The organism is Aeromonas sp. S5(2024) (assembly GCF_041403025.1).
Classification (GTDB): domain Bacteria; phylum Pseudomonadota; class Gammaproteobacteria; order Enterobacterales; family Aeromonadaceae; genus Aeromonas; species Aeromonas hydrophila.
Window position 1 is genome coordinate 393,730 of the sequence record NZ_JBGLRI010000002.1, and the last position, 15,898, is coordinate 409,627.

Here is a 15,898-nt window from a genome sequence, read left to right on the forward strand (position 1 = left end):
CCGGTTTCATCCGGCCAGAGGAGCGTGACATGTTGAAGCGTGCAATGGTGATCGGGGCCGCAGGGCTCTTGCTCGGTGCCTGCAGCTCGGTCCCGAAAGAGCTGGCCTATGAGCCCGCCAACCAGCTGGTGGCCTACCAGCCGGCCCTTGCCGGCCTGGAGGGCAAACCGGCCCGCTGGAGCGGGGTCATCTCGGCGGTACACAACAAGGCGGATCAGAGTGTCATCGAGGTGGTCTATCTGCCGCTCAAGTCCAACGGGGTGCCGGAGCAGACCGAACAGAGCCCCGGCCGTTTTCTGGCCATCATGCAGGGCTTTGTCGACCCGACCCTCTATGCCAAGGGGCGCAGCCTGACGGTGCTCGGCACCATCGACAAGCCGCTCGACAGCCAGATAGGCGAGCACAAATACCGCTTCTCGGTGCTCAAGGTGACGGGCAGCAAGCTGTGGCCGCCGGTCAAGGAGGTGGAGGTTCGCTATGTGGATCCCTACTTCTACGACCCCTTCTATGATCCCTACTGGCCGAGACGGCCGCTGCGCCGCTAGGACCGGGAGTGAAGACCGTGCTGCAGGAGCGCTTCCTGACCCTGGCCGATGGCCGCCGGGTGGCCTTGCTTGAGAGTCAGCCAGTGCCGGGTGAGCAAACGAGCAAACCCTTGCTGGTTGCGCTGCATGGCTGGCTCGACAACAGTGCGAGCTTTGTGCCCCTAGCCCCCTATCTAACCCACTTTCAGCTGGTCTGTATCGATCTGCCGGGGCACGGTCACTCGGATCACAAGAGCACGCCCTATGTTTTCGTCGACTGGCTGGACGATCTCTACCAGATCGCTCAGGCGGCGGGCTGGACGGCATTCACGCTGCTTGGTCACTCCCTCGGGGCCTTGATCGCCTCCGCCTATGCCGGGGTCTTCCCCGGGCAGGTGGAGCGACTCATCCTGCTGGAGGGGCTCGGGCCTCTCAGCCAACCCGACGAGGCAGTGCCGGAGCAGCTGCGCCGCGCCATCCTGAATCGCAGTCGTACCCGCGAGCGAGCCTCCCAGGGCTTTGCGTCCATCGATGAAGCGGTGGCGGCGCGCTGCAAGGTAGCCGACATTGACCCGGGTTCGGCACGCCTCATCTGCGAGCGGCAGCTGGAAGCGCGGGCAGGGCGCTGGCACTGGCGCAGCGATCCCCGTTTGCGGGATCTCTCCCCCATGCGCATGAGCGAAGGGCAGGCCCTGGCGCTGATCCGGGCCATCCGCTGCCCTGTGCTGTTTATCGCCGGCGCAGAGGGTTTTGCCAGCCTGCAGGCACACTGGCAACAGCGTCATGCCGCGTTTGCCCAGATAGAGCGGGTCGTTTTGGCGGGAAACCACCATTTTCATATGGAAAATTCGGCAGAGACCGCGGTTTGTATCGAAAAATTTTGTGAAATTCGGTAGAATCGACGGCTTTCAATAATTCCAGGTTTGTCTTCTCCCTCACATTTTTCCGTTGTTAATTTGCTGTTAATTGATGTTGCCCTATGTAAATATGGGCGGCATTAGAGTATGAGCTTAAAACAACTGCTTGAAATGGATGTGAACAGGGACGGAGGCAACACAGTGAGCGCACAGGTGCTAGTTATGCAGGAGAAGTTCGTGGAAAAAGTCTGGCTGAAGCGTTATCCAGAAGGGGTGCCCGCCGAGATCAATCCAGACCAATACAGCTCCCTGGTCGAAATGTTTGAAGAGTCGGTGAACGAATTCGCCGACCAGCCTGCCTTCGTCAACATGGGGCAGACCATTACCTACCGTCGCCTCGAAGAGCAGTCCCGCGCCTTTGCCGCCTACCTGCAAAACGAGCTCAAGCTCAGTCAGGGTGACAGGGTCGCCGTGATGATGCCCAACCTGCTGCAGTACCCCATCGCGGTGTTCGGCATCCTGCGTGCCGGCATGATAGTGGTCAACGTCAACCCGCTCTACACCCCGCGCGAGCTGGAGCATCAGCTCAAGGACTCCGGTGCCAAGGCCATCGTCATCGTTTCCAACTTTGCCCATACCCTGGAAAAAGTGGTCTACGACACCCCGGTCAAGCACGTGATCCTGACCCGCATGGGCGACAACCTGGGTCTGGCCAAGGGCACTCTGGTCAACTTCGTGGTGAAATACGTCAAGAAGCTGGTACCCAAATACAATCTGCCCCACGCCAGCACCATGCGCCAGGCGCTGGCAAAAGGCCGCTATCTGCAGTACATCAAACCCGAGATCAACAACGACGATCTGGCCTTCCTGCAGTACACCGGCGGTACCACCGGCCTCTCCAAGGGGGCCATGCTGACTCACCGCAATCTCATCGCCAACGTCGAGCAGTGCCTCGGGGTATACGGCCCCATGCTGGAACGGGGCAAGGAGTTCGTGGTCACCGCGCTGCCGCTCTATCACGTGTTTGCATTGACCGTGAACTGCCTGCTGTTCATGCGCATCGGCGGTTACAACCTGCTCATCAGCAACCCGCGCGACATCCCGGGCTTTGTCAAAGAGATCAGAAAGTACCCATTTACCTGCATCACCGGGGTCAACACCCTGTTCAATGCGCTGGTCAACAATGGCGAGTTCCAGTCGATGGACTTCTCCCGCCTGAAGCTGACCATCGGTGGTGGCATGGCGGTACAGCGGGCGGTGGCCGAGCAGTGGAAAGGGCTGACCGATACGCCGCTACTGGAAGGCTACGGCCTGACCGAGTGTTCGCCGCTGGTGAGCGTCTGCCCCTATGATCTGCTCGACTACAACGGTTCCATCGGCCTGCCGGTCTGCTCTACCGACATTCGGCTGGTGGATGATGCAGGCCAGGTGATCCACGAGCTTGGCAAACCCGGCGAGATGCAGGTGCGCGGCCCGCAGGTGATGAGCGGTTACTGGCAGCGGCCGGAAGCCACCGCCGAGGTGATGCAGGATGGCTGGCTCTGTACCGGCGACATCGCGGTGTGCGACGAGCAGGGCTTTTTCAAGATTGTCGATCGCAAGAAGGACATGATCCTGGTCTCCGGCTTCAACGTCTATCCGAACGAAATTGAAGACGTGGTGGCGCTGCACCCGAAAGTGCTGGAAGTGGCCGCCGTCGGCGTGCCACACAAGGTCTCCGGCGAGCTGGTGAAGATCTTCGTGGTCAAGAAAGATGCAAAGCTGCAGGAAGACGAGATAATTGCTCACTGCCGCAAACATCTGACTGCCTATAAGGTGCCGAAACTGGTAGAATTTCGTGACGAACTTCCCAAGACCAATGTGGGCAAGATCCTGCGCCGCGTGCTGCGCGACGAGGAGATTGCCAAGCAGTAACCGGCGTGGCGCTGCCAAGCAGCATGCCGTCGTTATGCAAAACCGTGGGTCAGCCCACGGTTTTTTCTTTTGGCCCTGATCAACGCGCAGGCACAGATGCACTATCAACTCATTTCACAGCAAGCCGAACTGGATCAGTATCTCGCCTCCCTGGCCGACGTTCCCCTGGCCATCGATACTGAATTCGTTCGCACCCGCACCTACTATCCCCAGCTGGGCCTGTTCCAGATCTATGACGGTGAGCATCTGGCACTGCTGGATCCGCTGACGCTGGATCTCTCTTCCCTCTGGCAACGGCTCGGCCGGGCAGGGCAGATCGCGATCTTGCACGCCTCCGGTGAAGATCTGGAACTTATCCAGCATCAGGCGGGCCATCTGCCCAACCAGATGCACGACACCCAGCTGGCTGCCGCCTTCCTGGGTTACGGGGTATCGGTCGGTTTTGGTGCCCTGGTCAACGAGTTTCTCGCGGTGGAGCTGGAAAAGGATCAGGCCCGCACCGACTGGCTGGCGCGCCCGCTGACTCCCCGTCAGCTCGAGTACGCAGCGGCCGACGTGTTTTATCTGCTGCCACTCTACGAGAAGGTGATGGCCAAGCTGCATGAGAGCGGCAAGTTCGCCTGGTTCGAGCAGGAGTGCCAGAACCACTCCGCCCGCAAGACCCAGACCAGCGATCCCCGCCAGGCCTATCTCGACATCGTCAATGCCTGGCAACTGGGGCGTCGTGAGCTGGCGATCTTGCGTGAGCTGGCCGCCTGGCGTCAGCAAGAGGCAGTGCGCCGTGATCTGGCCCTCAACTTCGTGGTCAAAGAGCTGCACCTGTTCAAGGTGGCGGAGCGCAGACCCACCTCCCTGCGCGATCTGAACGAGCTAGGGCTGGCCCCCATCGAGATCAAGATCCACGGCAAACGGATGCTGGATATCGTGGCCGCGGCCCAGCAGAGCGATCCTGACAGCTGGCCCGAGCCCATTCGCCGGCTGGTGGACTACCCCCAGTACAAGGCTGAACTCAAACGCATCAAGGGGATGGTGGAAGATAAGGCCAAGGCCAGCAACATTCCGCCCGAGCTGGTTGCCAGCAAGAAGATCATTCACCAGTACTTCACCTGGAGCTGGCGCATGAGCGACGAAGAGCGCGCCCGGGCCGACAAGCCGATGCTGCTGCAAGGCTGGCGCCATGAACTGGTTGGCCATTTGCTGGCACAGTAATGACAATATAAAAAAGGGCCCTCGGGGCCCCTTTTTTTGCCGGCGTTACTGCAGCGGATAGCGGTAGCGAGCCAGGATCTGCCCGTACTCAGGGCTTTGCAACAGGGTCCGGATCGCCTCATCAAGCCGTTGCAGCTGTTGTTGCGTGGTGGTGCGACGACTCAACATCAGGTGGACCGGGGTCTGCTGGATGTCGAGCAGGGTGGTCAGTTGATCCAGAGGGAGCCCGGCCAGATTGAGCTGCTGCAACCCCATGGGGTCCATGACAACCCCCTGGATCCGGCCGGCCAGCAGCAGTTTGATCAGCGGTTCCATTTTGAGCCTTACCAGCAGTCGCTGCTGCATCTGGGGTGACTGCATGAAGGTGCGAAAATCGGTGCCGTAATCAAAGTCACGCAGCAGGCCGATGGTGAAGTCCGGCCGGGAGAGCAAGTCGGAGAGCTGGGTTATCTCCTGCCAGCGCCCCTTGTCCTGACGGCGGATGAGCAGCACTGTCTCTTCATTGCGATAGGGCAGGGTAAAGCGGGCATACAGGTCGCGCTCGGCGGTCTGGTTGGCGGACATGGTCAGTTGAATGGTGCCGAACTCCAGCTCGCGCAGCACGCGGGCCCAGGGCATCTCGCTGTAGTTGGCGTGAAACCCGGCCCGGTTGAAGATGGCTTCCAGCAGGTCGATATCCAGCCCCTGCAGTTGCTGCTGTTCGTCGCGAAAGCTGAACGGGTGCCAGCTTGACCAGCCTACCAGCAGCGACTCTTGCGCCCAGGCGGAGCAGCACAAACACCATAACAACAAGACTCTGTACACGGAGATGTCCCTGTTCAGCGTGGTTGTTGTTGATTATTGAATAGGAATGTCGGGCTGACCAGCCCGCAGGAGAGGATGCACGGAGGTGCATCCCTCAGAGTTCGTGGGCGTGGAATCCCTTGCGATAGCGGGCTTCGCAGCGCGGGCAGCGTTGCAGGGTCGGGTCCTGTTCCAGCTGTTCGATGGCCAGCGGCTCTTCGCAGTCGGAACAGAGGCCATAGAGGCCCAGATCCATCTGACAGAGGGCGGCATCGATGCGTTTGAGGCGAGCCACGCTCTGCTCCACCTTGGGCAAGTCGAGGCGGCTGGTCAGATCAACCAGTTGATCCCGCTCGCAGTGATCCACCTTTTCTGCCCACTCGTCACGCCGACAGGCTTTGAGCTGACCGATCAGCTCTTCTCTTACTTGCGCCCAGTCAGTCAGCAGGCGATCACGCCACACGGCCAACTGAGCTTGCGTCATTTCACACACACTAGCCCCCAACAGACGAATTACGAATCTGGGGCAGTATAGGGAAGCGACAGGATTATCAAGATGATATGCGTCAAGTAAAGGACGGTTAGATCACAGTTTTCGACGCCTGCAGCAAGGCATCCCGGATGGGATGGGTCTCCTTGAGTACCCGGATTTCCCCAAACAGCCGATCCGCCTCGGGATACTCCCGCTTGAGATAGCTGAACCACTGCTTGATCCGGCTCGGGTAGTAGTCCGCCTTCTCGCTCGCCAAGTCCTGCTCGGTGTAGCTCACCATCAGCTGCAGCACCTCGGCCCAGCTCATGTGGGCACAGCCGGTCTTCATCACGTTGGCCAGATTGGGCAGGGAGATGGCGCCGCGGCCCACCATCAGGGTATCGCAGCCGGAGACTTGGGCGCAGGCGAGGGCATCCGCATGATCCCAGATCTCGCCGTTGGCGGTGACGGGAATGGGCAGGGCACGGCGAATGGCGTCCACATACTCCCAGTGGGCCGGCGCCTTGTACCCTTCGCGCTTGGTGCGGGCATGCACGGCCAGCTCGTTGGCGCCGCCTTGATGAACGGCATGGGCGTTCTCCAGATAGAGCTCCTTGTCATCGTAGCCGAGGCGGATCTTGGCGCTCACCGGCAGATGGGCAGGCACAGCGTCGCGCACCGCCTTGACGATGCGATAGATGGTCTCGGGCTCTTTGAGCAGCACGGCGCCCCCCTTGCTCTTGTTGACCGTGGGGGCAGGGCAGCCGAAGTTGAGATCGACGCCAGGGGAGCCGAGTTCGATGGCCCGCAGCGCGTTTTCGGCCAGCCATTCGGGGTGCTGGCCCAGCAGTTGTACCCGCACCGGGGTGCCGGCTCGGGTCTTGCCGTCCTGTTTGAGCTCGGGGCAGAGGCGATGGAACACCTTGGCCGGCAGCAGCTGATCGACCACCCTGATGAATTCGCTGACGCAGAGGTCGTAATCGTTGACGGAGGTGAGCACCTCCCGCATCAAGTGATCCAGCACCCCCTGCATGGGGGCCAAAATAACGCGCATAACCGGTTCCGAAGGGCAAACAGAGAAAAAAGAGCGCAGATTGTAGTGGTAACGGGGCAGGTTGTCAGCCGTCACGCCACGGGAATGGGCAGGTTCAGGCCATGACTGGTGCGTAGGCCCTGTAATCCGGGGTATCAGTTGCCGTGATAATGGGAATCGTTGTCAACATGGGGGCGGATCCTGTTAGGATGACGCAAGGGCATGGTAAGAGGGGCTGCGATGAAACGTTGGTGTTTGATGGGGTTGGGCTGGCTGGCATTTGTGACCGGCATCATCGGCATCGTGCTGCCCCTGTTGCCGACCACGCCCTTCATGCTGCTGGCGGCGGCCCTGTTTGCCCGCTCGTCCCCTCGTTTTCATCGCTGGCTGCTGGCGCACCCTTGGTTCGGGCCGCCCATTGCCGACTGGCAGCAGTATCGCGGCATTCGCCGCCATGCGCGGCGGCGCGCCATCCTCTTCATTCTGCTCTCCTTCTCGGTGTCGTTGGCGGTGGTCCCCCTGCTGTGGGTCAGGCTGCTGCTCATTGCCATAATGGTGATCCTGCTCACCTGGTTAATGCGTCTGCCGGTGCTGGAGCCAGTTGCAATGGAGAAGTGAAGTCCCTAAGCTATTGCGGCAATAATGCTATGGAGTCGGCCTGTCATTTTTGCGTGACGGGCCTTTTTATTTCCCGCTGGCGGGAAGCTGAGAGAAACGACCATCTGCGTCGAAAAACAAACGGTCAAACCATGAATCCGGAAACCCTGAAATTTATCGAAGCGAGCATCAAGACCATTCCCGACTATCCGAAGCCGGGCATCCTGTTTCGCGACATCACCAGCCTGATCGAGAATGCCGATGCCTTCAAGGCCACCATCGATCTGCTGGCCAATCACTATCGTGATCAAGGGATCACCAAGATTGTCGGTACCGAAGCCCGCGGCTTCATCTTCGGCGCGCCGGTAGCCTACGCCATGGGTCTGGGCTTCGTGCCGGTTCGCAAGCCGGGCAAGCTGCCCCGCGCCGTCATCGAAGAGTCCTATGCCCTCGAATACGGCACCGACACCCTGCAACTGCACACCGACGCCATCGTGCCCGGTGACAAGGTGCTGGTCGTGGACGATCTGCTGGCCACCGGCGGCACCGTCGATGCCACCGTCAAGCTCATTCGCCGCGCTGGCGGTGAAGTGGTTGATGCCGCCTTCATCATCTCCCTGCCGTCCCTCGGTGGTGATGCCCGCCTGACTGCCGCCGGCGTCAAGGTGGTTTCTCTGGTCGAACTGCCGGGCGAATAAGCCCCAGTCTCACCAAGCTGGCAGGTCTCGTCAGCCTTGCCTGCGTCCAGACCGGTGCCCGTACGGGCATCGGTTTGAAATTCAAGCGATCCCTCCCGCCCTGGCCGATAGCCGATACAGCCCGCCCCGCATTTGTGTTAGCATCCAGCCTCAATGCCTTGTCATCCCTGCATCGAGATCTATGAGCTATCAGGTTCTGGCGCGTAAATGGCGCCCCCATACGTTTGAACAAGTGGTAGGCCAGCATCATGTGCTGACCGCCTTGACCAACGCCCTGGATCAGGGACGGCTGCATCACGCCTATCTGCTGAGCGGCACCCGCGGGGTCGGCAAGACCACCATCGCCCGCATCCTGGCCAAGAGTCTCAACTGCGAGCAGGGGATCAGCAGCCACCCGTGCGGGGTGTGTGACACCTGCCGCGAGATCGATCAGGGCAACTTCGTCGATCTGCTGGAGATCGATGCGGCGTCGCGCACCAAGGTGGAAGATACCCGCGAACTGCTCGACAACGTGCAGTACCGGCCAGCCCGTGGCCGCTTCAAGGTCTACCTCATCGATGAAGTGCACATGTTGTCGCGCCACAGCTTCAACGCCCTGTTGAAAACTCTGGAAGAGCCGCCCCCCTATGTGAAGTTCCTGCTGGCCACCACGGATCCGCAGAAGCTGCCGATCACCATCCTCTCGCGCTGCCTGCAGTTTCATCTGAAGAGTCTGGATCAGACCCAGATCGCCAAGCAGCTCGAATGGGTGCTGGATCAGGAGGGACAACCCTTTGAACCGCGCGCCCTGCTGGCGCTGGCCAAGGCGGCCGACGGCAGCATGCGTGACGCCCTGAGCCTGACCGATCAGGCGCTGGCCCACGGCAATGGCAGCGTGCGCCTCGATAGCGTGCTGGCCATGCTGGGCACGCTCGATCATCGCCATCTGCACCAGCTGTTGGAGGCCGTGCTGCGCCAGGATGCGCCGGCCACCATGGCCAAGATCACCGAGATTGCCACCCTGGGCCCCGATTTTGATCAGCTGCACGCCGAGCTGGAAGGGCTGCTCCATCGCATCGCCATGGCGCAGCTGCTGCCGGCCACCGTGCAGGAGCAGGGGGCGGACGCCGATGCCCTGCTGCAGCTGGCCCAGGCCATGAGCCCGGAAGAGGTGCAGCTCTGCTATCAAATCGTGCTGGGCGGCCGTAAAGACTTGCCTTGGGCACCCGATGGCCGTACCGCGCTGGAGATGACCTGCCTGCGGATGCTGGCCTTCTCGCCCCGGCGTGAAGTACTGCACCCCGCCAGCCTGACGGCGCTGCCCCCCGCCATGGGAGGGTTGGCGACAGAGGCGAGGAGTGGCGCAGCGGTGCCGGGAAAGCCCCAGGGGGCTGAGCCGGCCCCGGCTGTCAGTGCAGCGCCACAGGCTTCATCGGCGCCGTCAGCGGTTGCAGCCGCCGCGCCTGCAGCGACAATGGCCCCTGTGGCAATGGCTGAGCCAGCTGCTGTCGAGCGAGCGCCGGATAGACAGGATAACGGCGCCGATCTGGATCCGCTGTTTGCCGAGCAGGATGAGTTGCTGCGCGAGGCTGAGCAGATGGGTTACGAGGCGGCGACGTTGCTGGCTGCGTCCGGCAACATGCCGGCAGAGCCGTCTGTGGTTCCCCCTTCAGTGCCTGTCATGGCGGAGCCCGAGGCCGAATCAATCCCGCAGGCCGAGGTGGTGGCCGACGCAGAGGCCGTCCCCTCGACGGTCTCCAGCATGCAAAGCCTGCTTGGCAAGCGCAATCTGCTGCGCAGTCGTCTGCGCAGCGAACCGTCTGTGGCGACCACCTCTGTGCGCACAGCGCCCGCCAAACCGGTGGCAGCTGCCAGATCGGCAACTGCGATACAGCCAGCCGCCGCCACGCCAGCCCCGGCTTTCGAGCCGCAACCGGCGCGGGTTGATGGGCAAGGGCAGACGTCTGCCCGGCCAGCTCCGCAGACGGGGTATGACGAGTTGCCGCCGCTCGATGCCTATGAAGAGAGCGGCAGCGACTACGAAGAGTATTTGAGCCAAGGTTTCAGCGGTGCGTTTGCCAGCGCCCCTCTGCCGGAGCGGGCTGCCGAGGCTTTGTCGCCGGCGCCTGTTCCCGCGGCCGTGGCACGTCCTCAGTCAGACGATCTGCCGCCCTGGGATCTGGAGGGTAGTGCTCCTCGGCAGGTTAGCGCTGTGCCTGTTGCGGCTCCCGTGCCGGCCCCTCGCGAGGTCGTTGCCAGCGAGCCGGCGCCTGCGGCCTCGGTGATGGAGACCATCGACTGGGACGAGCTGGAGGGTGACAACCAGCCGCAAGCGGGAGAAGTGGCGGCCAGATTGATCCCGTCTTCCCTGCTGAACAGCTGTGGCGACCCCTGGGCCGAGCTGATTGCCCGCACCGGTGTCGGTGGCCGGCTGCGTCAGCTGGCCATCAACTCGGTCATGAGCCAGCAGGGGGACAAGGTTCTGTTGACCCTCAAACCGGAGCAGCGCCATCTGATCAGCGACAGGGCGCGCGCCGATCTGGCGGAGATCATCGGCCCCGAGCTGGGGCAACCGGTGCAGGTGGAGGTCACGCTGGGCAATGTGCCTGAGCAGGAGACGCCGCTGGAGATAGAACATCGCCTCTATCTCGGGGTGCGTGAGCAGGTCACCCGGGATCTGGAGCAGGATCCCAACGTGCAATTTTTGCAGCAGCGATTCGGCGCCGTGCTTCACCACGACAGCATAGAGCCGCTGAGTCGCTGACAAACACCATGCCGGGCCTAGTGCCCGGTTGAAAAATGGTTTGGCTGTCCCCACTTAGGACGGGTAAACCCACGGCCCGGCGCTGGATGCCGGATTTCAAGACGAGAGACGACATATGTTTGGTAAAGGTGGAATGGGGAACCTGATGAAACAGGCCCAACAGATGCAAGAGCGCATGCAGAAGATGCAAGAGCAGCTTGCCCAGATGGAAGTGGTCGGTGAAGCCGGCGCTGGCATGGTCAAGGTCACCATGGCCGGCAGCCACAGCGTGCGCCGCATCGAGATCGACCCGAGCCTGATGGAAGATGACAAAGAGATGCTGGAAGATCTGGTGGCCGCTGCCGTCAACGATGCCGTGCGTCGCGTGGAAGAGCAGAACAAGAGCAAGATGGGCGAACTTACTGGCGGCATGCAACTGCCCCCCGGCTTCAAGATGCCGTTCTAAGCTCGGCCTGGTAAGTGCGCCGTACCGCGTGTCTTGCGCATGACGACGTGACCAGACAACGCAGCGGATACAGAAATGTATCCGCTGCGTTTTTTTATCCGGTTTGCAAGGCGATAGCCTGTCTTGTTTGGTCGTCTGCTGGCGCGCTACTGTGAAGTGCTACCCCAGCCAATGCAGGGGGGACCATCAAGGCAGACAGCGGCCCTTCACCCAATAGATGGCTCGGGCATCCTTGTCTACCCTGGGGTGGCCTGTCGCCAGTAGTCGGTAAGGCTGCTCTGCCAGCAACTCGGCCAGTTGAAACTGCGGGTCATCCTGATTGATGAGCAGGCTGGTATAGACAGGGTCCTGGCAGGTCAAAATAGCATTGAGGCGGGCCTTGTCGACATTGGTTATTTGCCAGTTGCCATATACCGAAAATAATCCGCGTTCGGTTTCACCAAATTGCCAGCCGGCAATATTGGTGCGTTGTTCTATCGGTATTTTAAACAAGAAGTGTTGGGTGTCATCTTTCATATTCTTGGCAGCATCAATGGCGGGGTAGGCCAGAATAAACGTCAGCATAAACATAATGCCGGCTGCGCTGGCCAGCAAGGTTGCACCGTGTATTTCGCGCCAGCGCCACAACTGTTCTACTGCAAAGATAAGTAATATGGCCGCAAATACATGCCGCCAACCCAGCGTACTGATGATCCTGAGCACCTTGTCGGGTATTTCCAGCGGCAACAGCGGCAGATAAAAGGGGGCCATCAGCAGCGCCAGTGCAAACAGGAACATGAACAAGGTCCAGCCACGGCCATAACCATTGAGCCAGCGAGGCCAGCAGACGCTCAGTTGCCCGATCATCAGGGCAAAGACCGGCATCAGTGGAAAGAGGTAAAGAGTCCGCTTGGTGGAGGCGATGCTGAGCAGCAGCAGGGCACCCAGCGCCCAGCTCAGCAGAAACAGGCGGGAGGCGCTCCACTGCCTCTGCCTGAGGGTCTGCCAGCACCAGAGCAGCACCAGGGGCAGCCAGGGCAGGGTGTATTCGGCCAGCCCGCCAAGATAAAAGAGGTATTCACCGGGCTTGATGTGACCGAGCTCGGCCGAGCTGCCCGTCAACCTGCCCACCTGATTTTGCCAGAACCACTGCTGCCAGAGCGACTCCCCCTCAGGATGCTGCCACAGGGCCAGCAGCCAGCCGGCGATGGGGGCGACAAACAGGAGGGTCATACCGAGGTGCTGTATCACGAAACGGCCTCCCTCCTGGTGTGCAAGATGGCGTTTGAGTGCCGGCAAAAACAGCGCCAGCCAGCCGAAGAAGAGGGTAATGGGGCCGATGGGGCCCTTGACCAGAAAGCAGAGGGAGAGCCCAAGCCCCGCACACCAGAGCATGTGCTGGCGATCCGCCAGATACCATTCGGCAAATGCCCACATGGTGAAGGCGACGAAAAAGGCGAGGCTGGTATCGACCCGGATCCAGTGGCTGTTCATGATGAAGCCCTCCATGGTACCCAGAGCGATCACCGACCAGAGGGCGGCAGTGCGGGAGCCCAGTACCCGTCTGGCCAGCAGGCCGGTGAACAGCAGGGTTGCCATGGCCCACAGAGCCCCCACCAGACGCAGCGCTACCGTGACGCCGAGGTTGTCGTGGAGCAGGGCAAGAAAGGGAATGGTGAGGATGTAATAGAGGGGCGGTTTTTCGATGAAGCTGCTGCCGCCCAGCGTCGGGATGGCCAGTTCACGGCTGGTGAACATCTCCCAGGCGATGGCCGCCTCGCGAGGCTCGTCGGGGGTCCACAATTGGTGTCCAAACTGGCCCATCAGGGTGATGGCCAGCACCATCAGCAATAATCCGTACAGATGCGTATTCGGGGCTGTGCTAGTGGACTGCATGAGGTCCTCTCGGCAGGCAAGGCTGCACTTTGATAGCGAACAGACTGACATCCATGGTCAGAAAATGGGTCATGGTAATATCCATATTGATAAAGGCTCACCACACTAAAATATCGATGTTCAATCTAGTATCACATATTCTGACGAATGCTAATGAACAAGTTGTTACCAAATATTACTTAAGACGTTCGCCTTAATCGTGGTGAGACATTTTGTCTTGCTTTGCCACTTGCAACATAAATGCATTGATTGCTTCACTTATTCTTTTTATCTGTAGTCAGCAATGTGCTTGGCGAGCCATGGATGAACATACCGGCTATATATTGACACCGCTGGCCACTTCTATTTTTTTATTTTTCATATCAGTTGTCTGGGTCTCGATATGCGCGGCTTCCTGATGGAAGATGCACCTGGTATCGAGGCAATGGCGAAGCTAGGCAGAGCAGATGCATTGCGTTGGGAGCTTCGCTTGACTGGAAACGTCAACAGCAAGTGAGGTGGTAGCGTCTTTTGGGTGTGCTCATGTTGCAGCCAGATCACCACCAGCTGATCCACGTTGACCAAGACGATGAGGAGAATGCCGGCGACGAAAGTCGAGATGAAGCACTTCGAGTTGCCGAAAGCACCTTGCTGGTTGCCCGCAGATCTTTGGACAAGTTGCAGCCGATGCGCGCGAATGGCGGAGTGCGTTGCGCCGGCGGCAGGCCCAGAATAACTGGGGCAACGGCCCGGCTGGCGGGATGATTTTGTCGTTGCAATGCAACTTGTCGCGACAAATGGTGCAAGAGGAGTGCTTTTGCGCGCAATCGACCGTTGTACTAGCCTGTTGCCTTGTTGCAGACAAACCCAACATCAACGACAAAAATCATATAAAACATTAACTTGGATTTAAGATTTTCGCTTTCGAAGACGCTTATGTCGTTTCATCATTACTATTTATGGATCAGTTATAAAACCTTTGTTCATTTGACTACTTTTCGCGTTTCTCATTGCAGAGTAAGATGCCACTTCAATAAAAATAAGAATTAGGAGTTCGGGTGTGAAGGCATTAGTAAAAGAAAGGGTATCGCCCTATATAAGCCAGTTATATGAGTGCGGTATTAATGATTCTGACATTAAGTTGGTGGTGGATCAGTTCCGCTCCGACGTGTCGGGCAGCTCGTCGCTGTTCTTGTTGCGCGATGATGACAAGAGCGACGGCATCAAGCTCTTCGCGAGCGGCTTGACCGAGGCCCAGCAGCAGTTCTACGTCCAGCACCATCGCCAGGATGTGTGGTTCAATCACTATCTGGACAAGGGCTGCCAGGGGATCGTCAGCGCCAACACGCTGTCCAACTCGGCGGGTCTGCTGGCCAGCTTCGGCGCCCAGTTCGCGGCCGGTGGTGTCTGCCGGGTGAAGGGGCGGGGGCTTAGCAGCCTGTGTACCTACCGGGCGGCCACCCAGGATGATTTCAGCGCCCAGGAAATTTCTTCCCTTGGCGAAGTTTATTCTGGCCTCGCGGCCTGGAGCCAACATTATTGGAACCTGCTGGCCCTGGAAACCCAGAACTATCAGCTGCAACAGCTGGTAAAAAACCACAATAAACCCAGCGCCATCGTGGATGACAAAGGGCATATTCATTATTCCAATGTGGCCTTCAATCGTATTGCCGACGAGAACGTGGAGCTGCGGGCAGGCAATGGTATTTTCTCGCTGCAAAATAAGGAGCAGCAACGCCAGTTCAAAGAGATATTGAATGGCTTTGCCTATCTGTTGCCTGGTGCCAGCGCTTATATGTCCATTCCCCGTCAGCCCAATCTGCGGCCGTTGCTGATCCAGTGCACCCTGATGAGCGGTCTCAACCGCTTCGAGCGGTATGTGGAAGTGGTGCTGCGGGATCCCGAACACTCCTTCAATCCCGACATTGAAGCACTGGCCAGCCTCTATCCGCTCACCATCGGCGAGAAAGAGTTGCTGGTGCTGATGAGCAAGGGCTACAGCAGCAACGATATCGCCGAGCTGCGCGGCGTCAAGGTGGAAACCGTGCGCTCGACCCTGAAAGGGGTCTTCAAGAAGACCGATTGCCACAGCCAGAACGAGCTCTTGCTGTTGCTGCAATCCATCTCCTGATCCATGCAAGCTATGCTTGGAGTGAGCCGGACATAGTGCCCGGCTCGCGCCTCCCGGCCGGGAGGCCGGTTGGGGGAATGCACGATGGAATCACTCAAGGCAAAGGATTACATGCAGACTCGGCCCATCACCTTCAGCGCGGAGATGATGGTGCAGGCGGCGGTGGAAAAATTTCTCAACAGTCGTCAGCTTGGTGGCCCCGTGGTGGATGGGCGGGGTCATCTGATTGGCTGGGTCTCCGAGCAGGACTGCATCGCCGTCATGTTGAAAGAGGCTTACCACTGCGAACAGGTGGCCCAGGTACGGGACGTGATGCGCAAGGAGGTGCTGGCCGTTGGCCCCGATACCAGCATTCTGGAGCTGGCCGAGATGATGATGGGGCAAAAACCCAAGATCTACCCGGTGGTGGAGGAGGGGCATCTGCTCGGGGTCATCAGCCGCCATGACGTGATGCAGGCCATCCACGCCCAGCTGGGAGCCTGCTTCGTGCGCAAGGCGCGGGCCTGAGCCCGGCTGATGGGGCACTGTTGTCATCCAAAGAGCAGGCATCTGGCCTGCTCTTTCTTATGGTGATGGGGAGTGCCGCCTACCCGGATAACGCCTCTTTCATCGCCCTCGCGGCCGCTTTAAGGCTTGCA

Annotated in this window: 14 protein-coding genes; 10 read left to right on the forward strand and 4 right to left on the reverse strand. The window is 59.8% G+C overall.

The genetic code is table 11. From position 1 onward, the window contains the following. Positions 1 to 29: 29 nt before the first annotated feature. The 4 genes from ACB032_RS05560 (at position 30) to rnd (ending at position 4,504) form a co-directional block, all read left to right on the forward strand. On the forward strand, positions 30 to 545 hold the full coding sequence (locus ACB032_RS05560; RefSeq protein ID WP_042067362.1) for a Slp family lipoprotein: 516 nt from the start codon (positions 30 to 32) through the stop codon (positions 543 to 545). 8 nt (positions 546 to 553) lie between these two features. Next, the gene (locus ACB032_RS05565; protein ID WP_371137530.1) at positions 554 to 1,420 is read left to right on the forward strand and encodes an alpha/beta fold hydrolase; all 867 of its coding nucleotides are present in this window, start codon (positions 554 to 556) and stop codon (positions 1,418 to 1,420) included. Positions 1,421 to 1,618: 198 nt separating this feature from the next. After that, positions 1,619 to 3,295, forward strand: coding sequence for a long-chain-fatty-acid--CoA ligase FadD (fadD, locus tag ACB032_RS05570; RefSeq protein WP_011706061.1), 1,677 nt, complete (start codon positions 1,619 to 1,621; stop codon positions 3,293 to 3,295). Positions 3,296 to 3,391: 96 nt separating this feature from the next. Then, the gene (gene rnd, locus ACB032_RS05575) at positions 3,392 to 4,504 is read left to right on the forward strand and encodes a ribonuclease D (protein ID WP_323965035.1); all 1,113 of its coding nucleotides are present in this window, start codon (positions 3,392 to 3,394) and stop codon (positions 4,502 to 4,504) included. Between the two features lie 45 nt (positions 4,505 to 4,549). Here rnd and ACB032_RS05580 read toward each other — a convergent pair whose 3' ends face one another. The 3 genes from ACB032_RS05580 to dusC form a co-directional block, all read right to left on the reverse strand. Next, positions 4,550 to 5,308, reverse strand: a complete 759-nt coding sequence (locus tag ACB032_RS05580) for a transporter substrate-binding domain-containing protein (protein WP_323965036.1) — start codon at positions 5,306 to 5,308, stop codon at positions 4,550 to 4,552. A gap of 94 nt (positions 5,309 to 5,402) precedes the next feature. Beyond that, positions 5,403 to 5,771 (reverse strand): RNA polymerase-binding protein DksA, encoded by a 369-nt coding sequence (locus ACB032_RS05585; RefSeq protein WP_011706064.1) that lies wholly within the window; start codon positions 5,769 to 5,771, stop codon positions 5,403 to 5,405. A gap of 97 nt (positions 5,772 to 5,868) precedes the next feature. Then, the gene (gene dusC, locus ACB032_RS05590) at positions 5,869 to 6,813 is read right to left on the reverse strand and encodes a tRNA dihydrouridine(16) synthase DusC (protein ID WP_371137531.1); all 945 of its coding nucleotides are present in this window, start codon (positions 6,811 to 6,813) and stop codon (positions 5,869 to 5,871) included. Positions 6,814 to 7,032: 219 nt separating this feature from the next. Here dusC and ACB032_RS05595 point away from each other — a divergent pair, with 219 nt between their 5' ends. The 4 genes from ACB032_RS05595 to ACB032_RS05610 all read left to right on the forward strand — a co-directional run bounded on the left by ACB032_RS05595 (position 7,033) and on the right by ACB032_RS05610 (position 11,275). Continuing rightward, positions 7,033 to 7,410 (forward strand): YbaN family protein, encoded by a 378-nt coding sequence (locus ACB032_RS05595; protein ID WP_011706066.1) that lies wholly within the window; start codon positions 7,033 to 7,035, stop codon positions 7,408 to 7,410. Between the two features lie 131 nt (positions 7,411 to 7,541). After that, positions 7,542 to 8,087 (forward strand): adenine phosphoribosyltransferase, encoded by a 546-nt coding sequence (apt, locus tag ACB032_RS05600; RefSeq protein ID WP_016350746.1) that lies wholly within the window; start codon positions 7,542 to 7,544, stop codon positions 8,085 to 8,087. A gap of 181 nt (positions 8,088 to 8,268) precedes the next feature. Further along, positions 8,269 to 10,830, forward strand: coding sequence for a DNA polymerase III subunit gamma/tau (gene dnaX / locus ACB032_RS05605; protein ID WP_371137532.1), 2,562 nt, complete (start codon positions 8,269 to 8,271; stop codon positions 10,828 to 10,830). 115 nt (positions 10,831 to 10,945) lie between these two features. Continuing rightward, on the forward strand, positions 10,946 to 11,275 hold the full coding sequence (locus tag ACB032_RS05610) for a YbaB/EbfC family nucleoid-associated protein (RefSeq protein ID WP_011706069.1): 330 nt from the start codon (positions 10,946 to 10,948) through the stop codon (positions 11,273 to 11,275). Positions 11,276 to 11,461: 186 nt separating this feature from the next. Here the strand turns inward: ACB032_RS05610 and ACB032_RS05615 are convergent, their stop codons facing one another. Then, positions 11,462 to 13,150, reverse strand: a complete 1,689-nt coding sequence (locus tag ACB032_RS05615; RefSeq protein ID WP_371137533.1) for an ArnT family glycosyltransferase — start codon at positions 13,148 to 13,150, stop codon at positions 11,462 to 11,464. A 1,039-nt stretch (positions 13,151 to 14,189) separates the two neighbouring features. Here ACB032_RS05615 and ACB032_RS05620 point away from each other — a divergent pair. Beyond that, entirely contained in the window at positions 14,190 to 15,260 is a 1,071-nt protein-coding gene (locus ACB032_RS05620) for a transcriptional regulator (protein ID WP_011706072.1), read from the forward strand. Positions 15,261 to 15,344: 84 nt separating this feature from the next. Next, entirely contained in the window at positions 15,345 to 15,767 is a 423-nt protein-coding gene (locus ACB032_RS05625) for a CBS domain-containing protein (protein WP_017408387.1), read from the forward strand. The last annotated feature ends 131 nt before the right edge of the window (positions 15,768 to 15,898 follow it).

Excerpts from the sequence above, each read along its gene's own strand:
- ACB032_RS05585 (WP_011706064.1), bottom strand. The coding sequence starts at position 5,771 with ATGACGCAAGCTCAGTTGGCCGTGTGGCGTGATCGCCTGCTGACTGAC.
- ACB032_RS05625 (WP_017408387.1), top strand. The coding sequence starts at position 15,345 with ATGGAATCACTCAAGGCAAAGGATTACATGCAGACTCGGCCCATCACC.
- ACB032_RS05615 (WP_371137533.1), bottom strand. The coding sequence starts at position 13,150 with ATGCAGTCCACTAGCACAGCCCCGAATACGCATCTGTACGGATTATTG.
- dusC (WP_371137531.1), bottom strand. The coding sequence starts at position 6,813 with ATGCGCGTTATTTTGGCCCCCATGCAGGGGGTGCTGGATCACTTGATG.
- dnaX (WP_371137532.1), top strand. The coding sequence starts at position 8,269 with ATGAGCTATCAGGTTCTGGCGCGTAAATGGCGCCCCCATACGTTTGAA.
- ACB032_RS05610 (WP_011706069.1), top strand. The coding sequence starts at position 10,946 with ATGTTTGGTAAAGGTGGAATGGGGAACCTGATGAAACAGGCCCAACAG.
- ACB032_RS05595 (WP_011706066.1), top strand. The coding sequence starts at position 7,033 with ATGAAACGTTGGTGTTTGATGGGGTTGGGCTGGCTGGCATTTGTGACC.
- apt (WP_016350746.1), top strand. The coding sequence starts at position 7,542 with ATGAATCCGGAAACCCTGAAATTTATCGAAGCGAGCATCAAGACCATT.
- ACB032_RS05560 (WP_042067362.1), top strand. The coding sequence starts at position 30 with ATGTTGAAGCGTGCAATGGTGATCGGGGCCGCAGGGCTCTTGCTCGGT.
- rnd (WP_323965035.1), top strand. The coding sequence starts at position 3,392 with ATGCACTATCAACTCATTTCACAGCAAGCCGAACTGGATCAGTATCTC.